This window comes from Nocardia sp. bgisy118, assembly GCF_057708605.1.
Genome location: NZ_JBYISM010000031.1, coordinates 59,420 through 86,285, shown reverse-complemented (window position 1 = coordinate 86,285; position 26,866 = coordinate 59,420). Strand labels below are relative to the sequence as shown.

Sequence of the window (26,866 nt, the reverse complement as noted above, 5' to 3'; positions counted from 1 at the left end):
GTCGACCGCACCTCTACCGCGTTCGACAGGCCCGACCGGGTGGGCAAGTCGCCCACCCGGTCGTTGTTCCTAGCTCTCGAGCCAATCCTCGATCGCTTCGGCGACATCCGCAGAGCCGTCCTCCAGGATCGTGATGTGGTCAGCCTGTACCGAAACAACGGTATGCGTCGAATCCCACGGTTCGGCCTGCCAGTTCACGCGATCCGATGAGCTCCCCAGGAAGTTCTGGGCGCACTGGATGAACAACGTCGGCGTGGCGACGGAGCCGGGCACCATCTCCTTCAGGAGCTGCACATACCGGCCCATCCCGGTCAGCCGGGCCTGATCGAAGCGACCGAACGTACCCTCCGCCGACACCATGTGTTCGAACATCGCCCGAAGCAGCCATTCACTGTCGTCGTTCACCTTGTAGGTGTCCACCATGACCACCGCGGCGGGCGCTGGGCCACCAGCCGCTTCCATGTGCTCGGTGACGAGGTAGGCCAACAGGCCGCCCGAGGAGTATCCGACCAGAACGAACGGATCTCCCTGCGCCGCCTCCAAGACGGAGCGCGCCACTGCTTCCGCCGCCGCCGCCGGCGTTGTCGGCAGTGGCTCTCCCGTCCGGCAACCGATCGGCGGCAGCGCCAAAACGTCACGGGCAGTTCGCAAGTGCGATGCGATCCGGGCGTACTGATGCGCGCCGCCGGTGGCCAGAGGCGGAGCGAGGCAAATGATGCGTGGCCGGGTGGAACCCGTGGCGATTCGCGTGGGCACCGGCAGTCGATCCAGTTCGTGGGCCGACGAGAACTGCTCGCGCAGCTCCGCCGCCGCCCGCAACAAAGCGAAACCCTTGTCGGCCTGGCCGGACGCTACCGCGCCACGGAACATCCCGTACAACGAGTCGTCCGCACCACCTGGTTCGTGGTCGGTTCGTGAGTCTGCGGTGAGCTCCTTCTGCAGGTATCGGGCCAGTGCCGCCGGCGTTTTGTGATCGAAGATCGCGGCCGTCGGCAGCGTCAGGCCGGTGGAAGCGTTGAGGGCGGTTCGCAACTCCATGGCAGCCAGGGAGTCGAACCCCGATTCGAGGAAGTCCCGCTCGGGATCGAGTGCCTCAGCGCTCTCATGTCCCAGCAGTCTCGCCGCGTTCTCGAGGATGTGCGCCCGGAGCCACTGTTCCTGTTCTGGCTCGGACAGTTGTGCCAGTCGCCTGCGGACCGCACTCGCATCCTGTGTTCCAGCGCTCTGCCGCCGCCCGGTCCGCTTGGCCAAGTCGCGCAGCAGCGCGGGCACCGCGTCCTGAGCACGCAACGTGGCAAGGTCGATCTCGACCGGAACGTGCACCGGACGGTCCGTGGACAATGCCGCGTCGAACAGCTCGAGCGCCTTGTCGGCAGCCAGTGGCGGCAGACCTTGGCGGCGCATACGCTGCCGGTCGGCCTCACTGAGCCACTGCGAGAGTCCGGTTTCGATGTCCCACAGACCATAGGCGAGCGAGGTGGCCGGCAAACCTTCGACACGACGGTGGGTCGCGAGCGCGTCGAGGAACAGATTGGCCGCCGCATAGCCGCCCTGACCTGCGGGCAGTATCAAGCCTGCCACCGAGGAGATCATCACGAAGGCGGACAGCCCGGCGTCACGGGTGAGCTCGTGCAAGTACCAGGCGGCGTCGGCCTTGGCACCGAGGGAGTAGTCGATCTGCTCCGGCGTCAAGGTATCGACCAGCCCGTTGTAGGCAACACCAGCCACGTGGACGATCGCGCCGAGCGGATGCTCCGCGGGTATCGAGGCCAGCAGGTCTCGCAGCGCATCACGGTCCGTGACATCGCAGGCAACTACGCGAACCCGGGCGCCGAGAGCATCGAGTTCCTCGATGAGATCCTCGGCGGCTGCTGGTCCGCGCCTGCCTGCCAGCAGCAGGTGCCGCACACCGTGCGCGTTCACCAGGTGCTTGGCGAGGTGGCTACCGATCCCGCCGGTACCACCGGTGATCAGCACGGTCCGCTCGGAATCCCAGGGTGCCTGCCGCTCCGATTCGGGCGACGCGGCACGAGTGAGCCGCGGCACCCGTGCCCCATCCGTGTGGACAGCCAGTTCCGGTTCGCCCGACATCGCCGCGGCGACAAGATGATCCGTCGCTGTCTCCGCGTGAGCCTCGATGAGCACGATCTGCCCTGGGTTCTCCGCCTGCGCGGCGCGCACCAGACCCCACACCGCGGCCGCGGCCGGATCGGTGGAGTCGGTGATCACCGCCAGAGTGCTTGCGGCATAGCGTTCTTCGCGCGCGAACTCCTGGATGACGCCGAGCGTGCGGTGCAAGGCCGTGCGCAGCCGGACCGGCACTTCCACGCCGTCGACCGGGGGCCGGAAGAGCGAGACCGAGGCCGACTCCGCCGCACCCCACTCGGCCCAGGAGACGCCTGCCACGGATCGCAGCTCCGGACCGGGCCGCCAAGCGACCTCGTACAGCGAGTCCCGCGAAGACCGGGTCGCGGCCGAGAGCAGGTCGGCGGACAACGGGCGCAACGCGAGGGACCCTACGGAAAGCAGTGGCGCGCCATCGGAATCGGCCATCGCCAGGGCAACTGTCCCCTGATCCGACCAGGTCAACCGAACCCGCACCCGCCGGGCGCCGTCGGCGTGCAAACGCACCGAAGACCAAGCGAAGGGAACGAGCGTCGGCCGCTCGGTGTCCTCGTCCACGCCCCGCCGAAGTCCGAAGGGCAGTGCGTGCATGGCCGCGTCGAGCAGTGCCGGATGTATGCCGTAGCCCTGGGTAGCGGTCTGCTCGGGCAGAGCAATCTCCGCGAAGAGATCCTCGCCTCGGCGCCAAAGTGCCACCAGCCCTTGGAAAGCCGGCCCGTAGTTGTATCCGTTGTCGGCGAGCTCGTCGTAAGCGCCTGCCAAACCGATCTCGGAAGCACCGGCCGGTGGCCACTGAGCGAAGTCGGCCAAGACTTCCGGTTCGTCGGACTCTCCGCTCGGGCTCACGGTGCCTTGCGCATGGTGCGCCCACGGGACCGACGGATCGTCCTCGTCACGGCGCGAGTAGATGTCGAGCCGTCGGCGACCGGACTCGTCACCGTCACCGACGATCACCTGGATCTGTACTCCGCCATGCCCTTGGAGCACGAGCGGCGCGAGAAGAGTGAGCTCCTCCAGTTCCGGACAGTCGACCTGGCCTCCGGCGTAAACGGCCAGCTCGACGAATCCGGTGCCGGGCAGCAGCACGGTACCGAGCACGTCATGATCGGCCAGCCAGGGATGGGTGACCGTGGACAGGCGGCCGCTGAATCTGGCGCCCCCACTCTCCGGCTGCGCCATCAATGCGCCCAGCATGGGGTGCTCGGTGGACCGCAGACCGAGCGCATGTGCCCCGCCTGTGTGCAGCGGGCCCGTGACCCAGAAGCGGCGGCGCTGGAAGTTGTATGTCGGTAGGTCTACCTTCGTGGCTCCGGCGCCGGCGTAATAGCTCGTCCAATCCACCGCCGAACCTGTGACGTGCAACCGGGCGAGACCCGTCAGCATGGTCGCGGGATCCGCACTGTTTCGTCTGGTCAGAGCGATTGTGGTCGCGCTGTCGAGGGTCTGGGCGATCATCGGGGTCAGCACCGCGTCGGGCCCGACCTCGGCAAACCGGGTCACACCCATCCCTGCCATCGTGGCGACCGCATCGGCGAAGCGCACCGTGTCCCGGACCTGACCGACCCAATACGACGGATCCGACATCTCCTCGACGATCTGAGCACCGGTCACCGTGGACACCAATGGGATGCTCGGGCGAGCGAACGCCAAACCATCGATCGCCGTGGCGAATTCAGCCAGCATCGGCTCCATCGACACCGAATGGAAAGCGTGCGAGACCCGCAACCGATGCGTCCGCCAACCACGCGCTGCGCACGCCTCGACGACAACGGCGACGGCGTCCTCGACACCGGAGAGCACCACCGACGACGGACCGTTCACCGCCGCGATCGATACGCCATCAACCAGCATCGGCAGCACGTCGGCCTCCGACGCACCGACAGCCACCATCGCCCCACCCGCGGGCAACGCCTGCATCAACCGGCCACGCGCCGCTACCAGCACACACGCATCCCCGAGCGACATCACCCCCGCCACATGCGCAGCCGCGATCTCGCCGATCGAATGACCGGCCACCACATCCGCACGCACGCCCCACGACTCCAGCAGCCGGAACAACGCCACCTCGAACGCGAACAAACCCGCCTGAGCGAACACCGTCCGATCGATCAGAGCCTCGTCGGCCAACGCCACGTTCAGCGAAACCGACTGCCCCAACAGCGGATCCAACTCAGCCACGATCGCATCGAAAGCCTCGGCGAACACCGGATACGCACCACGCAGCTCGGCAGCCATACCCGCCCACTGCGCACCCTGACCGGAAAACACCACACCAGTCGAACCCGACACCACACGACCGGACACCACACCCGGTGCCTGCACGCCGGCGGCCAACGCCCGCGCACCCTCGAGCAGACCATCGCGGTCATCGGCGACGATAACCGCGCGATGCTCGAACACAGCACGCGTGGACGCCATCGAGAAACCGGCGTCCACCGGATCCAGGTCGTGATCGACGACATGCGATGCCAGCCGGGCAGCCTGTCCGGCAAGAGCCGCACCGCTACGCGCCGAGACCACCCACGGCAGCACGCCACCGGCCGGGACGGTCTTGGCCACCGGCTCCGGAGCCCCCACCGGCGTCGGAGCCTGCTCGAGGACGACGTGAGCATTCGTGCCGCTGATCCCGAACGAGGACACACCAGCCCGACGCGGCCGATCCACCTCCGGCCACGCCACCTGCTCGGTCAGCAACCGGATATGCCCCTCGGTCCAATCGACCTTGGTGCTGGGCTGATCGACATGCAGCGTCCGCGGCAACACACCATGGCGCATCGCCATCACCATCTTGATCACACCACCCACACCCGCCGCGGCCTGAGCATGACCGATATTGGACTTCAACGACCCCAACCACAACGGACGATCCGGGTCCCGGTCCTGACCGTAAGTAGCAAGCAGCGCTTGGGCTTCGATCGGGTCCCCGAGGGTGGTGCCGGTGCCGTGAGCCTCGACCACATCGACCTCGACCGGCGACACCCTCGCATTCGCCAGCGCTTGACGGATCACCCGCCGCTGCGAAGGACCATTCGGCGCGGTCAAACCATTCGAAGCGCCATCCTGATTCACCGCCGAACCCGCAACCACCGCGAGAACTTCATGACCATTACGGCGGGCATCGGACAACCGCTCCAACACCAACATTCCAGCGCCCTCGGACCAGCCCACACCGTCGGCGGCATCGGCGAACGACTTGCACCGCCCATCCGGAGCCAAACCCCGCTGACGACTGAACTCGAGGAACATCTCCGGGGTGGCCATCACCGCGACACCACCGGCCAACGCCAGATCACACTCACCCGACCGCAACGACTGTGCAGCCAGGTGCATCGCCACCAACGATGACGAACACGCCGTATCCACCGACACCGCCGGGCCTTCCAGCCCGAGCGTGTAGGCGATCCGACCCGACACCAAACTACCGCCGGCGCTGCTACCAGTGCCCTGCGCGTAGTCGTGGTACATCACACCGGTGAACACCCCGGTCGAACTGCCACGTAGCACGACAGGATCGACACCGGCCCGTTCCAACGCCTCCCACGACACCTCCAACAGCAATCGCTGCTGCGGATCCATCCCCGCGGCCTCGTTCGGACCGATCCCGAAGAAATCCGCATCGAACTCCGCTGCCGAATACAAGAACCCACCCTGACGGGTATAGGTCTTGCCTGCCTTGCCAGGTTCGGGGTCATAGATACCGTCGATGTCCCAGCCACGATCCACGGGCATCTCGCCGGTGGTGTCGATACCCGAGGTGACCAGATTCCACAGGTCTTCGGGCGAGACGACACCACCTGGATAGCGGCAGCTCATCGCCACCACCGCGATCGGCTCGTCGTCGGCTCGTACCCGACTGATCGCGAGTTCATCGACAGCCCCGGTACCGGTGAGTTGGGAATCGATGAACTCGGCGACGATCTGCGCGTTGGGGTAATCGAAAATGAGAGTGGCCGGCAATTGCAGACCCGTCGCGGCGTTGAGCCTGTTACGGAACTCGACAGCGCCCAGAGAATCGAACCCGAGCTGCTGGAACGCTTGCTGGGGTTCGACAGCATCGAGAGAAGCGTGCCCGAGGATGTCGGCGGCGACCGATCGGACCAGGTCGAGCAGGGCGCTCTTGCGAGCGGTATCAGAGAGACCGGCCAGCTTCTGCGCGAATGCCTGACCTGCCGGGGTTCGGCTGTGGCGGCGCACCGGGACAGGGGCGATCGCACGGACCAGGGCCGGGATCTGCTCGCCCCGGGTGCGAAGCACAGCCGGGTCGATCCGCAAAGCCACCAGCTGCGCGGTATCAGTCGCTATCGCGGAGTCGAACAGCGCCAGACCGTCGGCCTCGGTCAGCGGAGGGAAGCCCTGCCTGCGCATCCAGTTGAAGGCGTCCTCGGAGAGCTCGGCGCCGAGCGCGGTCGATCGCGCCCACATCCCGTAATCGAGGGAGGTCGCCGGTAGTCCCAGGCTGTGACGATGTGCGGCGAGGGCATCGAGGAAGACGTTCGCGGCAGCGTAGTTCGCTTGACCGGCAGCCAGCACCAGCCCACCCGCGGAAGACAACAGGACGAACAGGGACAGCGAGTGCTGACGAGTGAGTTCGTGAAGGTGCCACGCGGCATCGAGCTTGGGTCCGAAGACATGGTCGATCCGGTCCGCCGTGATCGACTCGATCAGCCCGTTATCGGCGGTTCCGGCCGCGTGCACCACGCCAACCAGCGGATGCTGGTCAGAAATGGTGTCGAGCAGCGCCGCCAGCGCAGACCGATCGGACACATCGCACGCGGCGATGGTCACCTGCGCACCGAGCTCGACCAGCTCCGCACACAATTCAGCCGCGCCGTCAGCATCCGGTCCACGCCGAGATGTCAGAAGCAGATGTCCCACACCGTGTTCGGTCACCAGATGTCGAGCGATCACCGCACCCAGACCACCGGTGCCACCGGTAATCAGCACCGTGCCAGGCTCGGACAGCCGCGCAATCGTGCCGGGTGCGTGACGGGTCAAGCGCGGCGCGAGCAGGGTCGTCCCGCGTAGCGCGGCCTCCGGTTCTCCAGCTGCCGCTGCGGTCGCGACAGAGACCGGGTCACGGTCCTGATCCAGATCGAGGAGCTGGAATCGACTCGGGTGTTCGGCCTGCGCGGCACGCAACAGACCCCACACCGGCGCCTGCCCCAGATCGACCTGGTCCGAATCGGCAGTGGACATGGCTTTTCTGGTGAGCACAACCAAACGGGAACCGGCGAAACGAGAATCGGCCAGCCACCGCTGAACGGTGCCGAGAACACCGGCCACAACCTGCCGCACGGCCTCCGGCGGCGCACCATCATGGTGCGGGCACTCGAGCAACACGATCTCAGGAACAACCAGGTCGGGAGTCGCATCCAGATCGGCGATCAACGCCGCGAGATCACCATAACGCCGCACCTCACCGGAACTCTGGTCACCGGAACCCCGGCCAGAACCGAGTACCGCAACACGACCCGGCTCGACACTCGCCGCCGACGACAGCGGAACAGCGACCCAATCCACGCCGAAGAGGGCCTCCGACACCCGGCCCGCGCCCAGGCGTTCAGGCGACACAGGCCGAGAAGCCAAGGCGCCCACCGACAGTACAGGTTGACCCTGCTCGTCGGCGATCTGCACAGCGAACCGATCGCCCTGAAGCACAATGCGCACCCGCGCTACGGCAGCACCGGCCGAGTACAACACCACCCGGTTCCAAGCGAAAGGCAGCGCAGGGACGCCACTACCACCGCCACGAAGACCATGAATTATCCCGGCATGCAACGCAGAATCGAAGAGCGCAGGATGAATCCCGAAACCCTCCGCGTCCCGCGGATCCGACAGAGCGACCTCGGCGAACAACTCATCGCCGCGCTGCCACGCCGCCCGCAAACCCTGGAAGAACGGGCCATACCCGTACCCGAGTTCGAGCAGCTCGTCATACACACCGTCGACAGGCACCGGCTGCGCGCCCGCAGGAGGCCACGAGATCAGGTCGAAATCAGCCACCACATCGCCCGGCGCAAGCACACCTTCGGCGTGCAGCACCCACGGACCCTCGCCCGCCTGCCGAGAATGGATACCCAGCCGCCGACGACCAGCCTCGTCAGCAGCGGCCACCACGACCTGCACCGAGACACTGCCCTCGGCCGACATCGTCAACGGAGTGTGCAGGACGAGCTCATCCACCACACCGCAGCCCAACAGGCCGCCGACGTAGCTGGCCAGCTCCACAAGTCCGGTTCCGGGCAGCAGCACGGTGCCGAGCACGCTGTGGTCGGCCAGCCATTCGACGGAGTCGAGCGACCACCGGCCGGTGAAGCTCACCCCACCCGAATCCGGGTGCGGCACAACCGCACCCAGCAACGGATGATCCACCACATCCAGCCCGGCCGAGCTGACCCCACCCAGCTCGGCCGCCAGCCAGGACTGCGCCAACATCTGCCTGGTATCGATCCAGAAACGCTCGTGCTGGAAGGCATAGGTGGGCAAGTCGATTCGCTGGGCCCCGGAATCAGCGTAGAAACCAGCCCAATCCACCTCGGCACCAGAGACGAACAGCGCTGCCACGCCGCCCAACACCGTGGACCGATCGGCATGGTTTCGACGAGCCAGCGCCACAACGGCAGAAGCGCCTACCTGCTCGTCATCCACGATCTGCGCGATCATCGGAGTCAACACCGCATCAGGCCCGACCTCGGCGAACCTGGCGACACCCGTGCCTGCCATTGTCGCGACCGCATCGGCGAAGCGCACCGTGTCCCGGACCTGGCCAACCCAATACGACGGATCGGACATCTCGTCGTTGATCCGGACACCGGTCACCGTGGACACCAACGGGATACTCGGGCGACTGAACGCCAAACCATCGATCGCCGTGGCGAATTCGGCCAGCATCGGCTCCATCGACACCGAATGGAAAGCATGCGAGACCCGCAACCTGTGTGTGCGCCAACCACGTTCGGCACACCGATCAGCGACAGCCACGACATCGTCTTCGACACCGGACAACACCACCGACGACGGACCATTGATCGCCGCGATCGACACCTCGCCGGCCAGCATCGGCAGCACGTCGGCCTCCGACGCACCGACAGCGACCATCGCCCCACCCGCGGGCAGCGCCTGCATCAAGCGGCCACGCGCGGCGACCAGGATGCACGCATCCGCGAGCGACATCACCCCGGCGATGTGCGCAGCCGCGATCTCGCCGATCGAATGACCGGCCACCACATCCGCACGCACGCCCCACGACTCGAGCAGCCGGAACAACGCCACCTCGAACGCGAACAAACCCGCCTGAGCGAACACCGTCCGATCGATCAGTTCATCGCTCGACAGCGCCTCACCCAGCGAAACCGACTGCCCCAACAGCGGATCCAGCTGAGCGACGATCGCATCGAAAGCCTCGGCGAACACCGGATACGCTCCGCGCAGCTCGGCAGCCATACCCGCCCACTGGGCACCCTGACCAGAAAACACCACACCAGTCGAACCCGACACCACACGACCGGACACCACACCCGGTGCCTGCACCCCCGCAGCCAATGCCCGCACACCCGCCAGCAGATCGTCACGGCCCTCGGCCACGACAACTCCGCGATGCTCGAACACACTGCGCGCCGACGCCAGCGAGAAACCGGTATCAATCGGATCGTGCTCGCCCGCGCGCGATGTCAAACGATCAGCCTGAGCGGCAAGAGCATCCCTACTGCGTGCCGAAACCACCCACGGCAGCACAGCCGGGACGGTCCGCACAACCGGTACCGCGGCAGGCTCCACCACCGGGGCCTGTTCCAGGATGACGTGGGCGTTGGTGCCGCTGATACCGAACGAGGACACACCAGCCCGACGCGGCCGATCCGCCGCCGGCCACTCGACCGCCTCGGTCAACAACCGCACATGCCCCTCGGACCAATCGACCTTGGTGGAGGGCTGATCCGCATGCAGCGTTCGGGGCAGCACGCCATGGTGCATCGCCATCACCATCTTGATCACACCACCCACACCCGCGGCGGCCTGAGCATGGCCGATGTTGGACTTCAACGACCCCAACCACAACGGACGATCCGGGTTCCGGTCCTGACCGTAAGTGGCCAGCAACGCTTGCGCCTCGATCGGATCGCCCAGGGTGGTCCCGGTGCCGTGGGCCTCCACCACATCCACCTCGACCGGCGAGACCCCGGCGTTGGCCAATGCTTGGCGGATCACCCGCCGCTGCGAAGGACCGTTCGGCGCGGTCAAACCATTCGACGCACCATCCTGATTCACCGCCGAACCGGCCATCACCGCAAGAATCCGATGGCCGTTGCGCTGAGCGTCGGACAACCGCTCCAACACCAACACACCGGCACCCTCGGACCAGCCCACCCCATCGGCGTTATCGGAGAAGGACTTACACCGCCCGTCCGGCGACAACCCTCGCTGACGGCTGAACTCCACGAAAGTCTCCGGTGTCGCCATCACCGCCACACCACCGGCCAACGCCAGATCACACTCACCCGACCGCAACGACTGCGCAGCCAGGTGCATCGCCACCAACGATGACGAACACGCCGTATCCACCGACACCGCCGGGCCTTCCAACCCCAGCGTGTAGGCGATCCGACCCGACACCAAACTGCCGGTAGCGTTGCTGCCGCTCCCCTGGGCGTAGTCGTGGTACATCACGCCGGTGAAGACACCGGTCGAACTGCCACGCAGCACAGCCGGATCCACACCGGCCCGCTCCAACGCCTCCCACGTCGTTTCCAGTAGCTGCCGCTGTTGCGGATCCATCATCGTGGCCTCATTGGGACTGATCCCGAAGAATTCGGCATCGAAATCGGCTGCGGAGTACAGGAATCCACCCCGGCGCGTGTAGGTCTTGCCCGCCTTGCCAGGTTCGGGATCGTAGATACCATCGACGTCCCAGCCACGATCCATCGGCAACTCACCGATGCTATCGACGCCCGACATGACGAGACTCCACAGGTCTTCGGGCGAGGCGACACCACCCGGGTAACGGCAGGCCATTCCGACCAGAGCGATCGGCTCGTCGTCAACAGCCTTGCTGGCAGTAACCTCGACATCGCGGCTGGTGCCGGCGAACTCGTCGGCCAGATACTTCGCCAAAGCCTGCGGTGTCGGGTAGTCGAACACCAGCGTCGCAGGCAGCCGCAGGCCTGTCACGTTTTTGAGAGCATTGCGGAACTCGATAGCAGTGAGCGAGTCGAAACCCAACTCACCGAAGGCCTTGTCCGCCGCAATCGCATTCGCGTCCTGATGACCCAGAATCGCCGCGACCTGACCACGCACGATCTCCACGAGCACACCGAAACGTTCACCGTCGGGAGTGTTCGCCAAACGAGCGCGTAGCGCCGTGAAAGCACCTGAGGCCGCTTTGCGGCGATGCGGGATCAGCGCGGAAAACAGTGCGGGCACCGCGAATCCCGTACTGCGCATCGCGTCCAGGTCGAAACGGGCAAGGAGAGGGGCAGCTGTGTCCAACCCTGTCGCGGCATCGAACAGCGCGAGGCCTTGTTCCTCCGAGATCGGCAGCAAACCCGAGCGAGACATGCGGTGACGGTCCCGGTCGCTGAGTTCTGCGGCCATACCCCCGTCCATGCTCCATACACCCCAGGCGTAAGACTTGCCGCAGAGCCCGGATGCCCTGCGGTGCGCCGCGAGAGCATCCAGGCACGCGTTGGCCGCGGCATAGTTGCCTTGACCAGGGTTGCCGAACGCACCGGCCACCGAACTGAACAGCACGAACGCCTTCAACGGCAGATCGGCGGTCAGTTCATGCAGGTGCAGGGCAGCATCGACCTTGGGCCCCAACACGGCATCCATCCGGGCCGGGGTCAACGAACCGACCGCACCGTCGTCGAGAACGCCGGCCATGTGGAACACACCGGTCAGCGGGTGACCGGAAGGCACCTCGGCCAACACCTGCGCAAGCGCGCCGCGATCGGCGACATCACAAGCCACGAACCCGACCTCGGCACCGAGACGCTGCAACTCCGCCCGCAACTCGGCAGCGCCGGAAGCGGATTCACCGCGGCGGCTCAACAGCAGAAGCCGGCGCACACCATGTGCGTCGACCAGGTGCCGGGCGAACAACCCACCCAGGTAGCCGCTGGCACCGGTGACCAGAACAGTATCGTCCGGGCCGAAGGACGAACTCACAGCCGAAGCTGCCGCGGAGGAACCCCCAGCTGAAGTGGTCGTCGGAGCGGAGATTCGGCCGACGCGCGCAAGGTGTACTCGCCCATCACGCACCGCCACCTGCGGTTCGGCCACGGCGACAATCCCGCCCAGCAGCCCGTCGAGTTCGGAATCGGTGTCGATCAACACGATCCGGCCAGGATTCTCCGCCTGGGCGGAACGAACCAGACCACACACAGCCGCACCGGCCAAGTTCGTAACGTCTTCCCCGGCAACCGATACCGCACCACCGGTCCGGACTACCAGCACCGATTCGGCGAATCGATTGCCCGCAATCCAGGACTGCAATACCTCGAGGACCTCATGAGTCGCAGCATGGACAGCGGCGGGATCATTACCCGTCGGGCACTCCAACACCACCGCCTGCGGAACCTGCTCACCGAGCTCCGCCCACGCCACCGCGGTGACTTCGGCTTCACGCACCGCGATCGGTGTCCAGCCGATCTGGAACAACGCATTACCGACGACGGATGCGCCGGCCATGAGCTGCGCGGGATCGATCGGCCGGGAAGCCAGATGCCGCACCGTCGCCACCGCAGCACCGGTCGAGTCCGCCAGATCCAGAGCAACACCGTGCTCGCCGACCCGGGTGAGCCGAACGCGCAACGCATCAGCACCCGCCGCACGCACCGTGACACCGGACCACTCGAACGGCAACGCCACACCGGTTCCGTCCGCCGACATGCCATCGGCGAAACGCAAGGCATGCAACGCCGCATCCAGCAACGCCGGATGCACACCGAAACGCTCCGCCTCGGTTCGGGCCTGCTCGGGCAATTCGACCTCGGCATAGAGCAGACCGTCGGATCCGCGCCACACCGACCTCAGTGCCTGGAACACCGGACCGTAGTGATAGCCCTGTGCGTCGAGGGAGTCGTACACCCCATCGATATCGACCGCGACCGCACCGGCGGGCGGCCACTGCACCAGATCGGCAGCCGCGCTGTCGATTCCGGACGCGAGCACACCCTCGGCGTTCAACGTCCACGACGCCACCGAATCGACACCATCATCGGGCCGGGAGAAGATACGCACCGCGCGACGGCCGGTCTCGTCCTCGGCGCCGACCACAACGCGCACCGCGAGTCCGGCGGACTCCGGCAGTGCCAGTGGGGCTTGTAGGACCAGTTCCTCGAGGGTCGAGCAGCCGACCTGTTCTCCGGCGTACAAGGCGAGTTCGACCAAACCGGTACCGGGGAACAGCACGGTGTCCACAACTGTGTGGTCGGCCAGCCATGGGTGCGTCTGCACCGACAGGCGGCCGGTGAGAGTTACCGCGTCGGAGTCCGGTTGCGAGACGACCACCGAGACCAAAGGGTGCCCGGTGGCGACGAGCCCCATCGCCCGGGCATTGCCACCGGCGGCGGGCCCTTCGGTCATCCAATAACGTCGACGCTGGAAGGCGTAGGTGGGCAGGTCGATTCGCGCGGCACCGGTACCGGCATACAGACCGGCCCAGTCCACCTCGGCGCCGGACACGAACAGTCCAGCCACCCCGCCCAACACCGTGGCCGGATCGGCATGGTCTCGACGCGCCAACGCCACCACCGCAGGAGCCGCCACCGCAGCCCCCGCGCTCGCCTGCCCGCCGTCGAGGGTCTGGGCGATCATCGGGGTCAGCACCGCGTCGGGACCGACCTCGGCAAACCGGGACACTCCCATACCCGCCATCGTGGCGACCGCATCGGCGAAACGCACCGTGTCCCGGACCTGACCGACCCAATACGACGGATCCGACATCTCCTCGACGATCCGGGCACCGGTCACCGTGGACACCAACGGGATGCTCGGGCGAGCGAACGCCAAACCATCGATCGCCGTGGCGAATTCGGCCAGCATCGGCTCCATCGACACCGAATGGAAAGCGTGCGAGACCCGCAACCGATGCGTCCGCCAACCACGCGCTGCGCACGCCTCGACGACAACGGCGACGGCGTCCTCGCCACCGGAGAGCACCACCGACGACGGACCGTTCACCGCCGCGATCGACACCTCGCCGGCCAGCATCGGCAGCACGTCGGCCTCCGACGCACCCACGGCCACCATCGCCCCACCCGCGGGCAGCGCCTGCATCAACCGGCCACGCGCCGCTACCAGCACACACGCATCCCCGAGCGACATCACCCCCGCCACATGCGCAGCCGCGATCTCGCCGATCGAATGACCGGCCACCACATCCGCGCGGACGCCCCACGACTCCAGCAGCCGGAACAACGCCACCTCGAACGCGAACAAACCCGCCTGCGCGAACACCGTCGCATCGACCATGTCCTCGGACGACAGCGCCTCACCCAGCGAAACCGACTGCCCCAACAGCGGATCCAACTCAGCCACGATCGCATCGAAAGCCTCGGCGAACACCGGATACGCACCACGCAGCTCGGCAGCCATACCCGCCCACTGCGCACCCTGACCGGAAAACACCACACCAGTCGAACCCGACACCACACGACCGGACACAACACCCGGAATCGATTCGCCGCGACCCAACGCTTGTATGCCCGCCCAGAGACCGTCGCGCTCGGGTGACAGCACCACGGCCCGATGCTCGAAAACACCGCGCGTGGACGCGAGCGAGAAGCCCACATCCACCGGATTCAGGTCGTGATCGTCCGCGTACGACGCCAGACGCCCGGCCTGACCGGCAAGGGCCGCACCGCTACGCGCCGAAACCACCCACGGCAATACGGCCGGAACGGACTCCACCACCGGCGCCGACTCCACCGGCGCCGGTTCCACGACCGGAGCCTGCTCCAGGATGAGGTGAGCATTGGTGCCGCCGATACCGAACGAGGACACCCCGGCACGACGCGGCCTATCCACCTCCGGCCACGCCACCTCCTCGGTCAGCAACCGGATATGGCCTCGGGTCCAATCGACTTTGGTGCTGGGTTGATCGACATGCAGCGTTCGGGGCAGCACCCCGTGCCGCATCGCCATCACCATCTTGATCACACCACCCACACCCGCGGCGGCCTGCGCATGACCGATGTTGGACTTCAACGACCCCAACCACAGCGGGCGATCCCCATCACGGTCCTGCCCATACGTCGCCAGCAGCGCCTGCGCCTCGATCGGATCACCCAACGTGGTACCCGTACCGTGGGCTTCCACCACATCGACGTCGACCGGCGACACCTTGGCATTCGCCAAAGCCTGCCGGATCACACGCCGTTGCGACGGACCATTGGGCGCGGTCAAGCCATTCGACGCACCATCCTGATTCACCGCTGAACCGGCGATCACCGCGAGAACTTCATGACCATTGCGGCGGGCGTCGGACAACCGCTCCAACACCAGCACACCGGCGCCTTCGGACCAGCCGACACCATCGGCGGCATCGGCGAACGACTTGCACCGCCCATCCGGGGACAACCCCCGCTGTCGACTGAACTCCACAAAGATCTCCGGTGTCGCCATCACGGCGACACCACCGGCCAACGCCAGATCACATTCGCCCGACCGCAGCGACTGCGCGGCCAGATGCATTGCCACCAGCGATGACGAGCACGCCGTGTCCACGGTGACCGACGGCCCTTCCAGACCGAACACATACGACACTCGCCCGGACACCAAACTCCCGGCAGCGCTGTTACCGGTTCCCTGGGCGTAGTCGTGATACATCATGCCGGTGAAGACACCGGTCGAACTGCCTCGCAGCACAGCCGGATCGACACCGGCGCGCTCCAGCGCCTCCCATGAGGTCTCCAGCAGCAACCGCTGCTGGGGATCCATGATCACGGCCTCGTTGGGGCTGATCCCGAAGAACTCCGCATCGAAATCGCCTGCCGAATAGAGGAATCCACCCTGACGGGTGTAGGTCTTACCGGCCTGACCGGGTTCGGGATCGTAGATGCCCTCGATATCCCAGCCACGATCCACCGGCAACGCACCGGTGGTATCAACGCCCGAAACGACCAGCCGCCACAGGTCCTCCGGCGAGGCCACACCACCGGGATAGCGGCAAGCCATCGCCACCACCGCAATCGGGTCGTCGCCAACAGTTCTGCTGGCAGCGACCTCGACGTCCTGCCCCGTGCCGGTGAGCTCGTCGGCCAGATATTCGGCCAAAGCCTGTGGTGTCGGGTAGTCGAACACCAGAGTCGCGGGGAGGTGTAGGCCTGTCACGGTCTTGAGGGCGTTGCGGAACTCGATAGCGGTGATCGAATCGAAGCCCAGCTCGCCGAAGGCCTTGTCCGCTGCAATCGCGTTCGCGTTCTGGTGTCCCAGAGTCGCCGCGACCTGTCCACGGACGATCTCGACGAACACACCGAAACGTTCACCGTCGGGAGTGTTCGCCAAACGAGCGCGAAGCGCCGTGGATGCGCCCGAAGCCGCCTTCCGGCGATGCGGGATCAGCGCGGAAAGCAGCGCGGGCGCGGCGAATCCCGCGCTGCGCAAGGCATCCAGGTCCAAACGGGCAAGGACGAGGGCGGCTGTATCCGCTCCTGTCGCGGCATCGAACAGCGCGAGGCCCTGTTCCTTCGACAATGGCAGCATGCCCGAACGAGACATGCGGTGCCGGTCGACGTCGCTGAGCTCTGCCGCCATGCCTCCGTCCGCGCCCCAGGGACCCCAGGCGAAAGACTTGCCGCGTCGCCCGGATGCCCTGCGGTGTGCCGCCAGGGCGTCCAGGCACGCGTTGGCCGCGGCATAGTTGCCTTGACCGGCGTTTCCGAATGAGCCGGCCACCGAGCTGAACAGCACGAACGCCTTCAACGGCAGATCGGCGGTCAGCTCGTGCAAGTGCAGGGCGGCATCGACCTTGGGCCCCAACACCGCATCCAACCGATCCGAGGTCAGCGAAGCGATGGCACCATCATCGAGCACCCCAGCCATGTGGAACACGCCGGTGAGTGGATGACCGTCGGGCACGCCCGCCAGCACCTCGGCGAGCGCGCCGCGGTCGGCGATATCGCAGGCGACGAACTCGGCCTCGGCTCCGAGACGCTGCAACTCCGCGCGTAGCTCGGTGGTGCCGGGAGCAGACTCACCGCGCCGACTCAACAGCAACAGACGGCGCGCGCCATATGCGTCGACCAGGTGCCGGGCGAACAACCCACCGAGGTAGCCGCTGGCGCCGGTGATCAGAACTGTGTCGTCGGGGTCGAAGGCGTCGGTCGCCGGAGCGGTCGCGGCGGTGGAGACGACTCGGGCGAGTCGCGCTCTGTGTACCTGCCCGCCACGCACGGCCACCTGTGGTTCCTCCGCAGCCAGAATCCCACCCAGCAGCGCATCGAGTTCGGAACCGGCATCGTGGGAATCGGTGTCGATCAACACGATCCGGCCAGGGCTCTCCGCCTGGGCGGAACGCACCAGACCACCCACGGCGGCACCCGCCAGGTTCGTAATGTCCTCCCCGGCAACCGATACCGCACCACTGGTCCGGACCACGAGCACCGACTCGCCGAACCGATGATCGGCAATCCAGGACTGAAGCACCCGCAGCACATCATGGGTCACGGCATGAACGGCGGCGGGATCATTACCCGCAGGGCAGTCCAGTACCACCGCGGCGGGGACCACGTCACCGAGATCCGCCCATGCAACCGCGGCGACTTCACCCTCGGACACCGAGATCGGCGTCCAGCTGACATCGAACACGGCAGTGCGAGCAATGGATGCACCGGTGGTGAGCTGCCCGGGATCGATCGGCCGGGAAGCCAGACGCCGCACCGTCGCCACCGCAGCACCGGTCGAGTCCGCCAGATCCAGAGCAACACCGTGCTCGCCGACGCGAGTGAGTCGAACCCGCAGCGCATCGGCACCCGCCGCATGCACCGTGACACCGGACCACTCGAACGGCAACGCCACACCGGTTCCGTCCGCAGGGGTGTCATCGGCGAAACGCAAGGCATGCAACGCCGCATCCAGCAACGCCGGATGCACACCGAAACGCTCTGCCTCGGTTCGGGCCTGCTCAGGCAATTCGACCTCGGCATAGAGCAGACCGTCGGATGCCCGCCAGACCGACCGCAGCGCCTGGAACACCGGACCGTAGTGATAGCCCTGCGCATCGAGGGAGTCGTACACCCCATCGATGTCCACGGCGACCGCACCGGCGGGCGGCCACTGCACCAGATCGGCAGCCGCGCTGTCGATTCCGGACGCGAGCACACCCTCCGCGTTCAACGTCCACGACGCCACCGAATCGACACCATCATCGGGGCGGGAGAAGATCCGCACCCCGCGACGCCCCTCGTGGTCCTCGCCACCGACGACGACACGCACCGCAACGCCCGCCGACTCCGGCAACACCAGCGGAGCCCGCAGAATCAGCTCATCCAAGCTCGAACAGCCCACACGCTCGCCGGCGTGCATGGCGAGTTCGACCAAACCGGTGCCGGGGAACAGCACGGTGTCCATGACCCTGTGATCGGCCAGCCACGGATGCGTCCGCAGCGACAACCTGCCGCTGACGGCGACCACGTCGGAATCCGGTTGCGACACCACCGCGGAGACCAAGGGATGTCCGGTAGCCACCAGACCCATCGATCGAGCGTCACCACCACCGGCAGACCCTTCGGGCATCCAATAACGCCGACGCTGGAAAGCGTAGGTGGGCAAATCGATTCGCTGGGCCCCGCTACCGGTGTAGAAACCGGCCCAGTCCACCTCGGCGCCGGAGACGAACAACCCGGCCACCCCGCCCAGCACCGTGGCCGGATCGGCATGGTTTCGACGCGCCAAAGCCACCACGGTAGAAGCCGAAGCAGCCGCGCCCGCCTGGCGCCCGTCGAGCGTCTGGGTGATCATCGGGGTAAGCACCGCGTCGGGCCCGACCTCGGCGAACCTGGCGACACCCAGGCCCGCCATCGCGGCGACCGCATCGGCGAAACGCACCGTGTCCCGGACCTGACCGACCCAATACGACGGATCCGACATCTCCTCGACGATCCGGGCACCGGTCACCGTGGACACCAATGGGATGCTCGGGCGAGTGAACGCCAAACCATCGATCGCCGTGGCGAATTCGGCCAGCATCGGCTCCATCAATGCCGAATGGAAAGCATGCGAGACCCGCAACCTGTGTGTGCGCCAACCACGTTCGGCACACCGATCAGCGACAGCCACGACATCATCTTCGACACCGGACAACACCACCGACGACGGACCATTGACCGCCGCGATCGACACCTCGCCGGCCAGCATCGGCAGCACGTCGGCCTCCGACGCACCCACGGCCACCATCGCCCCACCCGCGGGCAACGCCTGCATCAAACGGCCACGCGCCGCTACCAGCACGCATGCATCCGCCAACGACAACACACCCGCCACATGCGCAGCCGCGATCTCGCCGATCGAATGACCGGCCACCACATCCGCACGCACGCCCCACGACTCCAGCAGCCGGAACAACGCCACCTCGAACGCGAACAACCCCGCCTGAGCGAACACCGTCGCATCGACCATGTCCTCGGACGACAGCGCCTCACCCAGCGAAACCGACTGCCCCAACAGCGGATCCAACTCAGCCACGATCGCATCGAAAGCCTCGGCGAACACCGGATACGCACCACGCAGCTCAGTAGCCATACCCGCCCACTGCGCACCCTGACCGGAAAACACCACACCCGTCGAACCCGGCACCACACGACCGGTCACCACACCGGGAATCGTTTCGCCGCGACCCAACGCTTGTGTACCGGCCCGCAGGCCATCGCCTTCGGGTGACAGCACCACGGCCCGGTGGTCGAACAACACTCTCGAAGTCACGAGCGAGAAGCCGATGTCGATCGAGTCGTGGTCGTCGTCGATATGCGATACCAGGCGCCTGGTCTGCTCGGCAAGCGCCTCGACACTGCGCGCCGAGACCACCCACGGCAGCACGCCACCGGCCGGGACGGTCTTGGCCACCGGCACGGCAGCCGGGTCAGCTGTCGGGGCCTGTTCGACGATGAGGTGAGCGTTGGTGCCGCTGAGGCCGAACGAGGACACACCGGCACGACGCGGCCGATCCACCTCCGGCCACGCCACCGCCTCGGTCAGCAATCGGATGTGGCCTTCGGACCAATCGACCTTTGTGGAGGGCTTATCGACGTGCAGGGTCTGCGGCAGCAGCCCGTGCCGCATCGCCATCACCATCTTGATCACACCACCCACACCCGCCGCGGCTTGGGAATGACCGATGTTGGACTTCAACGACCCCAACCACAACGGACGATCCGCATCACGATCCTGCCCATACGTCGCCAGCAGCGCCTGCGCCTCGATCGGATCACCCAACGTGGTACCCGTACCGTGGGCCTCCACCACATCCACCTCGACCGGCGACACCCCCGCATTCGCCAGCGCTTGACGGATCACTCGCCGCTGCGAAGGACCATTGGGCGCGGTGAAACCATTCGAAGCGCCATCCTGGTTCACCGCCGAACCCGCAACCACCGCGAGAACTTCATGACCATTGCGGCGGGCATCGGACAACCGCTCCAACACCAACATTCCAGCGCCCTCGGACCAGCCCACACCGTCGGCGGCGTCGGCGAAGGACTTGCACCGCCCATCCGGGGCCAGCCCCCGCTGACGGCTGAATTCGAGGAACATATCCGGGGTGGCCATCACGGCGACACCACCGGCCAACGCCAGATCACACTCGCCCGACCGCAACGACTGCGCGGCCAAATGCAGAGCCACCAATGACGACGAGCACGCCGTATCCACCGACACCGCCGGGCCTTCCAGCCCGAGCGTGTAGGCGATGCGACCGGAGACCAGACTTCCGGCAGTGCTGCTACCGGTGCCGGTTCCCTGGGCGTAGTCGTGGTACATCACACCGGTGAAGACACCGGTCGAACTGCCACGCAGCACAGCCGGATCCACACCGGCCCGCTCCAACGCCTCCCACGACACCTCCAACAGCAACCGCTGCTGGGGATCCATCATCGTGGCTTCGTTAGGGCTGATCCCGAAGAAGTCCGCATCGAAATCGGCGGCCGAATAGAGGAATCCACCCTGGCGGGTGTAGGTCCGCCCCGCCTTGCCGGGCTCCGGATCGTAGATGCCTTCGATATCCCAGCCACGATCCACCGGCAACTCACCGGTGGTATCGATGCCCGAGACGACCAGTCGCCACAGGTCCTCCGGCGAGGCGACACCACCGGGGTAGCGGCAGCTCATCGCCACCACCGCAATCGGGTCGTCGCCAACAGTTCTGCTGGCAGTGACCTCGATGTCCTGATTTGTGCCTGTCAGCTGGGAATCGATGAAGTCAGCAACGATCTGCGGGTTGGGCTGATCGAAGACGAGGGTGGCCGGTAGTTGCAGGCCGGTCGCAGTGTTGAGCCTGTTACGGAACTCGATTGCCCTCAAAGAGTCGAACCCGAGCTGCTGGAACGCTTGCTGGGGTTCGACAGCATCGAGAGAAGCGTGCCCGAGGACCTCGGCAGCGACCGATCGGACCAGGTCGAGCAGAGCGCTCTTGCGAGCGGTGTCAGAGAGACCCGCCAGCTTCTGCGCGAATGCCTGACCTGCCGGGGTTCGACCGTGGCGGCGCACCGGGACAGGGGCGATCGCGCGCACCAGAGCCGGGATCTGCTCGCCCCGAGTGCGAAGCACGGCCGGGTCGACCCGCAAAGCCACCAACTGCGCGGTATCAGTGCCAATCGCCGAATCGAACAGCGCCAGACCGTCAGCCTCGGTCAGCGGAGGGAAACCCTGCCTGCGCATCCGATCGAAGTCGTCGTCGGACAGCTCGACGCCGAGCCCGCTCGATCTCGCCCACAACCCGTAATCGAGGGAGGTCGCGGGTAGTCCCAGGCTGCGGCGATGCGCCGCGAGGGCATCGAGGAAGACGTTCGCGGCAGCGTAGTTCGCTTGACCGGCAGCCAGCACCAGCCCACCCGCGGAAGACACCAGCACGAACAGGGACAGCGAGTGCTGACGAGTGAGTTCGTGAAGGTGCCACGCGGCATCGAGCTTGGGTCCGAAGACATGGTCGATCCGGTCCGGCGTGATCGACTCGATCACGCCGTTGTCGGCGGTTCCGGCCGCGTGCACGACACCCACCAGCGGATGCTGGGCCGGGATGGTTTCCAGCAGTGCCGCCAGTGCGTCCCGATCGGACACGTCACATGCGGTGATGGTCGCCTGCGCGCCGAGCTCGAGCAGATCGTCACGCAGTTCAGCCGCGCCAGGGGCATCCGGGCCACGCCGAGATGTCAAAAGCAGATGGCGCACACCGTGTTCGGTCACAAGGTGTCGAGCGATCACCGCACCGAGGCCACCGGTGCCACCGGTAATCAGCACAGTGCCGGGCTCGGACAGCCGGGCGATCGTGCCGGGTGCGTGACGGGTCAACCGCGGCACGAGCAGGGTCGTGCCACGGAGCGCGGCCTCCGGTTCCGTCGCAGCAGCCGTTGCCACGGTCGCGATAGAGACCGGGTCACGGTCTCGGGCCAGGTCGGGGTGGTCCAGGTCGAGAAGCTGGAATCGCCCTGGGTGTTCGGCCTGCGCGGCACGCAACAGCCCCCACACCGGAGCCTGACCCAGATCCACCTGCTCCGAATCGGCAACAGCCACTGCTTGTTCGGTGAGTACGACCAAACGAGAACCAGCGAAACGACTATCGGCCAGCCAGCCCTGAACAGTGTCCAGAACACCGGTGACAACCTGGCGCGCAGCCTCCGGCACCGCACCACTGTGGGAGGGGCACTCGAGCAACACGATGTCGGGAACAACCGAGTCGGAAGTCGCGTCCAGATCGGCGATCAACGACGGAAGATCATCGTAACCCCGCACCCCGCCAGAACTCTGGCCCCCGAGTACCGCTACGCGAGCCGGTTCGACTTCCCCCGCCGACAGCGGGGCAGTCAGCCATTCCAAGCCGAAGAGGGCCTCCGACACCCGATCCGCGCTGAGGCGCTCAGCCGATACCGGCCGAGAAACCAAGGCCCCCACCGACAACACCGGGTGGCCCTGCTCATCGGCCATCTGCACGGCGAACCGATCGCTTTGAAGCACGATCCGGACCCGCACCGCGGCAGCGCCGACCGAGTGCATCACCACTCGGTTCCAGGTGAACGGCAGCGCCGGGAAACCCTCGACACCACCGCGCAGACCATGAACTATCCCGGCATGCAACGCCGAGTCGAACAATGCCGGATGAATCCCGAAACCGTTGGCGTCCTGCGGATCCGGCAGCGCGACCTCGGCGAACAACTCATCGCCGCGCTGCCATGCCGCCCGCAAACCCTGGAAGAACGGGCCATATCCATAGCCGACATCGAGCAGCTCGTCATAGACACCGTCAATGGGCATCGGCTGCGCACCGGCGGGAGGCCACGAGGCGAGGTCGAAATCGGCCACCACATCACCCGGCGCAAGCACACCTTCGGCGTGCAGCACCCACGGACCCTCGCCCGCCTGCCGAGAATGGACACTCAGCCGTCGACGACCGGCCTCGTCAGCAGCGGCCACCACGACCTGCACCGAGACACTGCCCTCGGCTGGGAGCGTCAACGGGGTATGCAGGACGAGCTCGTCCACCACGGCACAGCCCAGGATATCGCCGATGTAACTGGCCAGCTCGACAAAACCGGTTCCCGGCAGCAACACGGTGCCGAGCACGCTGTGGTCGGCCAGCCACTCGACAGAGCCCACCGACCACCGGCCGGTGAAACTCACCCCACCCGAATCCGGGTGCGGCACAACCGCACCCAGCAACGGATGATCCACCACATCCAACCCGGCCGAGCTGACCCCACCCAGCTCGGCTCCCAGCCACGACTGCGCCAGCACCTGCTTGGCATCGAGCCAGAAGCGCTCGTGCTGGAAGGCATAGGTGGGCAGGTCGATTCGTTGAGCCCCGGTACCGGCGTAGAAACCAGCCCAATCCACCACAGCGCCGGAGACGAACAACCCGGCCACCCCGCCCAGCACCGTGGACGGATCGGCATGGTCTCGACGCGCCAGCGCCACCACCGCGGCAGCCCCGTCGTCGAGAGTCTGGGCGACCATCGGGGTCAGGACCGCATCGGGACCGACCTCGGCGAACCGGGACACTCCCATACCCGCCATCGCGGCGACCGCATCGGCGAAACGCACCGTGTCCCGGACCTGACCGACCCAATACGACGGATCGGACATCTCGTCGACGATCCGGACACCGGTCACCGTGGACACCAACGGGATGCTCGGCCGAGTGAACGCCAAACCCGCGATCGCCGACGCGAACTCATCCAGCATCGGCTCCATCGACACCGAATGGAAAGCGTGCGAAACCCGCAACCGATGCGTCCGCCACCCACGCTCTACGCACACCTCGACAACAGCGGCAACCGCGTCCTCGACACCGGAGAGCACCACCGATGACGGACCGTTCACCGCCGCGATCGATACGCCATCAACCAGCAGCGGCAGCACGTCGGTCTCCGACGCACCCACGGCCACCATCGCCCCACCCGCGGGCAACGCCTGCATCAACCGGCCACGCGCCGCCACCAGCACGCATGCATCCGCCAACGACAACACACCCGCCACATGCGCGGCAGCCACCTCGCCGATCGAATGACCGGCCACCACATCCGCACGCACGCCCCACGACTCGAGCAGCCGGAACAACGCCACCTCGAACGCGAACAACCCCGCCTGAGCGAACACCGTCCGATCGATCAGAGCCTCGTCGGCCAACGCCACGTTCAGCGAAACCGACTGTCCCAACAGCGGATCCAGCTGAGCGACGATCGCATCGAAAGCCTCGGCGAACACCGGATACGCACCACGCAGCTCGGCAGCCATACCCGCCCACTGCGCACCCTGACCGGAAAACACCACACCCGTCGAACCCGGCAGCACACGACCGGTCACCACACCGGGAATGGTTTCGGCGCGACCCAGCGCCCGCACTCCCGCCAGCAGACCATCACGGTTATCGGCCACGACAACAGCGCGATGCTCGAACACAGCACGCGTGGACGCCATCGAGAAACCGACATCCACCGGATCCAGATCGTTCTCACCCGCATGAGACGCCAAACGGACCGCCTGACCCGCAAGAGCCTCACCACCACGCGCCGAAACCACCCACGGCAGCAACCCACCGGCCGGGACAGTCTTCACCACCGGCACCGAAGCCTGATCCACCACCGGCTCGGTCGCGGGGGCCTCTTCCACGATGACGTGAGCATTCGTGCCGCTGATACCGAAGGACGAGACACCGGCACGACGCGGCCGATCTGCCACCGGCCACGCCACCGCCTCGGTCAGCAACCGGATGTGGCCTTCGGTCCAATCGACCTTGGTGCTGGGCTGATCGACATGCAGGGTCTGGGGCAGCACACCGTGCCGCATCGCCATCACCATCTTGATCACACCACCCACACCCGCCGCGGCTTGGGAATGACCGATGTTGGACTTCAACGACCCCAACCACAACGGACGATCCGCATCACGGTCCTGCCCGTAGGTCGCCAGCAGCGCTTGGGCTTCGATCGGATCGCCCAGAGTCGTACCGGTGCCGTGAGCTTCGACCACGTCCACCTCGCCAGGGGACACCCCGGCATTCGCCAACGCCGCCCGAATGACCCGCCGCTGCGACGGACCGTTGGGCGCGGTCAAACCATTCGAGGCGCCATCCTGATTCACCGCCGAACCAGCGATCACCGCAAGAATCTGGTGACCGTTACGCTGCGCGTCGGACAACCGCTCCAACACCAGTACGCCGACACCTTCCGACCAGCCCACCCCATCGGCGGCATCGGCGAAGGACTTGCACCGCCCGTCCGGGGCCAGCCCGCGCTGTCGGCTGAACTCCACGAAGGTCTCCGGCGTGGCCATCACCGCCACACCACCGGCCAATGCCAGATCACACTCCCCCGACCGCAACGACGCCGCAGCCGAATGCATTGCCACCAAAGACGATGAACACGCCGTGTCCACGGTGACCGAGGGCCCTTCCAGACCGAACACATACGACACTCGCCCGGACGCGATCGATCCCGAATTCGCATTGGCCGGATAGTCGTGATACATCATGCCGACCCACACACCGGTCCGGCTTCCCTTCAGCGAGCCGGGATCGACGCCGGCCCGCTCGAACGCCTCCCATGAGGTCTCCAGCAGCAGAAACTGCTGCGGATCCATCAGCGCGGCTTCGTTGGGACTGATATTGAAGAACGCCGGATCGAACTCGCCGGCGGAATGCAGGAATCCACCCTCGCGGGTATAGGTGCTGTTCGGTGTCTCGCCGGTGTGATCGTAGAGACGTTCGGTATCCCAGCCTCGATTTTCGGGGAACTCCGACGTCGCGTCGGTCCCGTCCGAGACCAACCGCCAGAGGTCCTCGGGAGAGCCGACACCACCCGGATAACGACACGCCATACCCACAATCGCAATAGGTTCGCGAAGGGCTGCGTCGAGCTTGCGGTTGCGGGCACGCAATCTCTCGGTCTCTTTGAGTGAGACGCGCAACGCCTGAGCGAGCTTCTGGGTATTGTCGTCGGGCTTCGTCATTATTGTTCCAGCTCTTCCTACGGTCACCGTGACTCGTCGACGAAATCTCGTCTACGAGACAGAATTCCGATGCATTACGGGTGATCGCGGCACG

General features: G+C 66.3%; 1 protein-coding gene. It reads right to left on the bottom strand.

The window, feature by feature from the left end:
• Positions 1–69 precede the first annotated feature (69 nt).
• Positions 70–26,772, bottom strand: coding sequence for an SDR family NAD(P)-dependent oxidoreductase (locus AC3EO7_RS30435; RefSeq protein ID WP_435593099.1), 26,703 nt, complete (start codon positions 26,770–26,772; stop codon positions 70–72).
• Positions 26,773–26,866 lie beyond the last annotated feature (94 nt).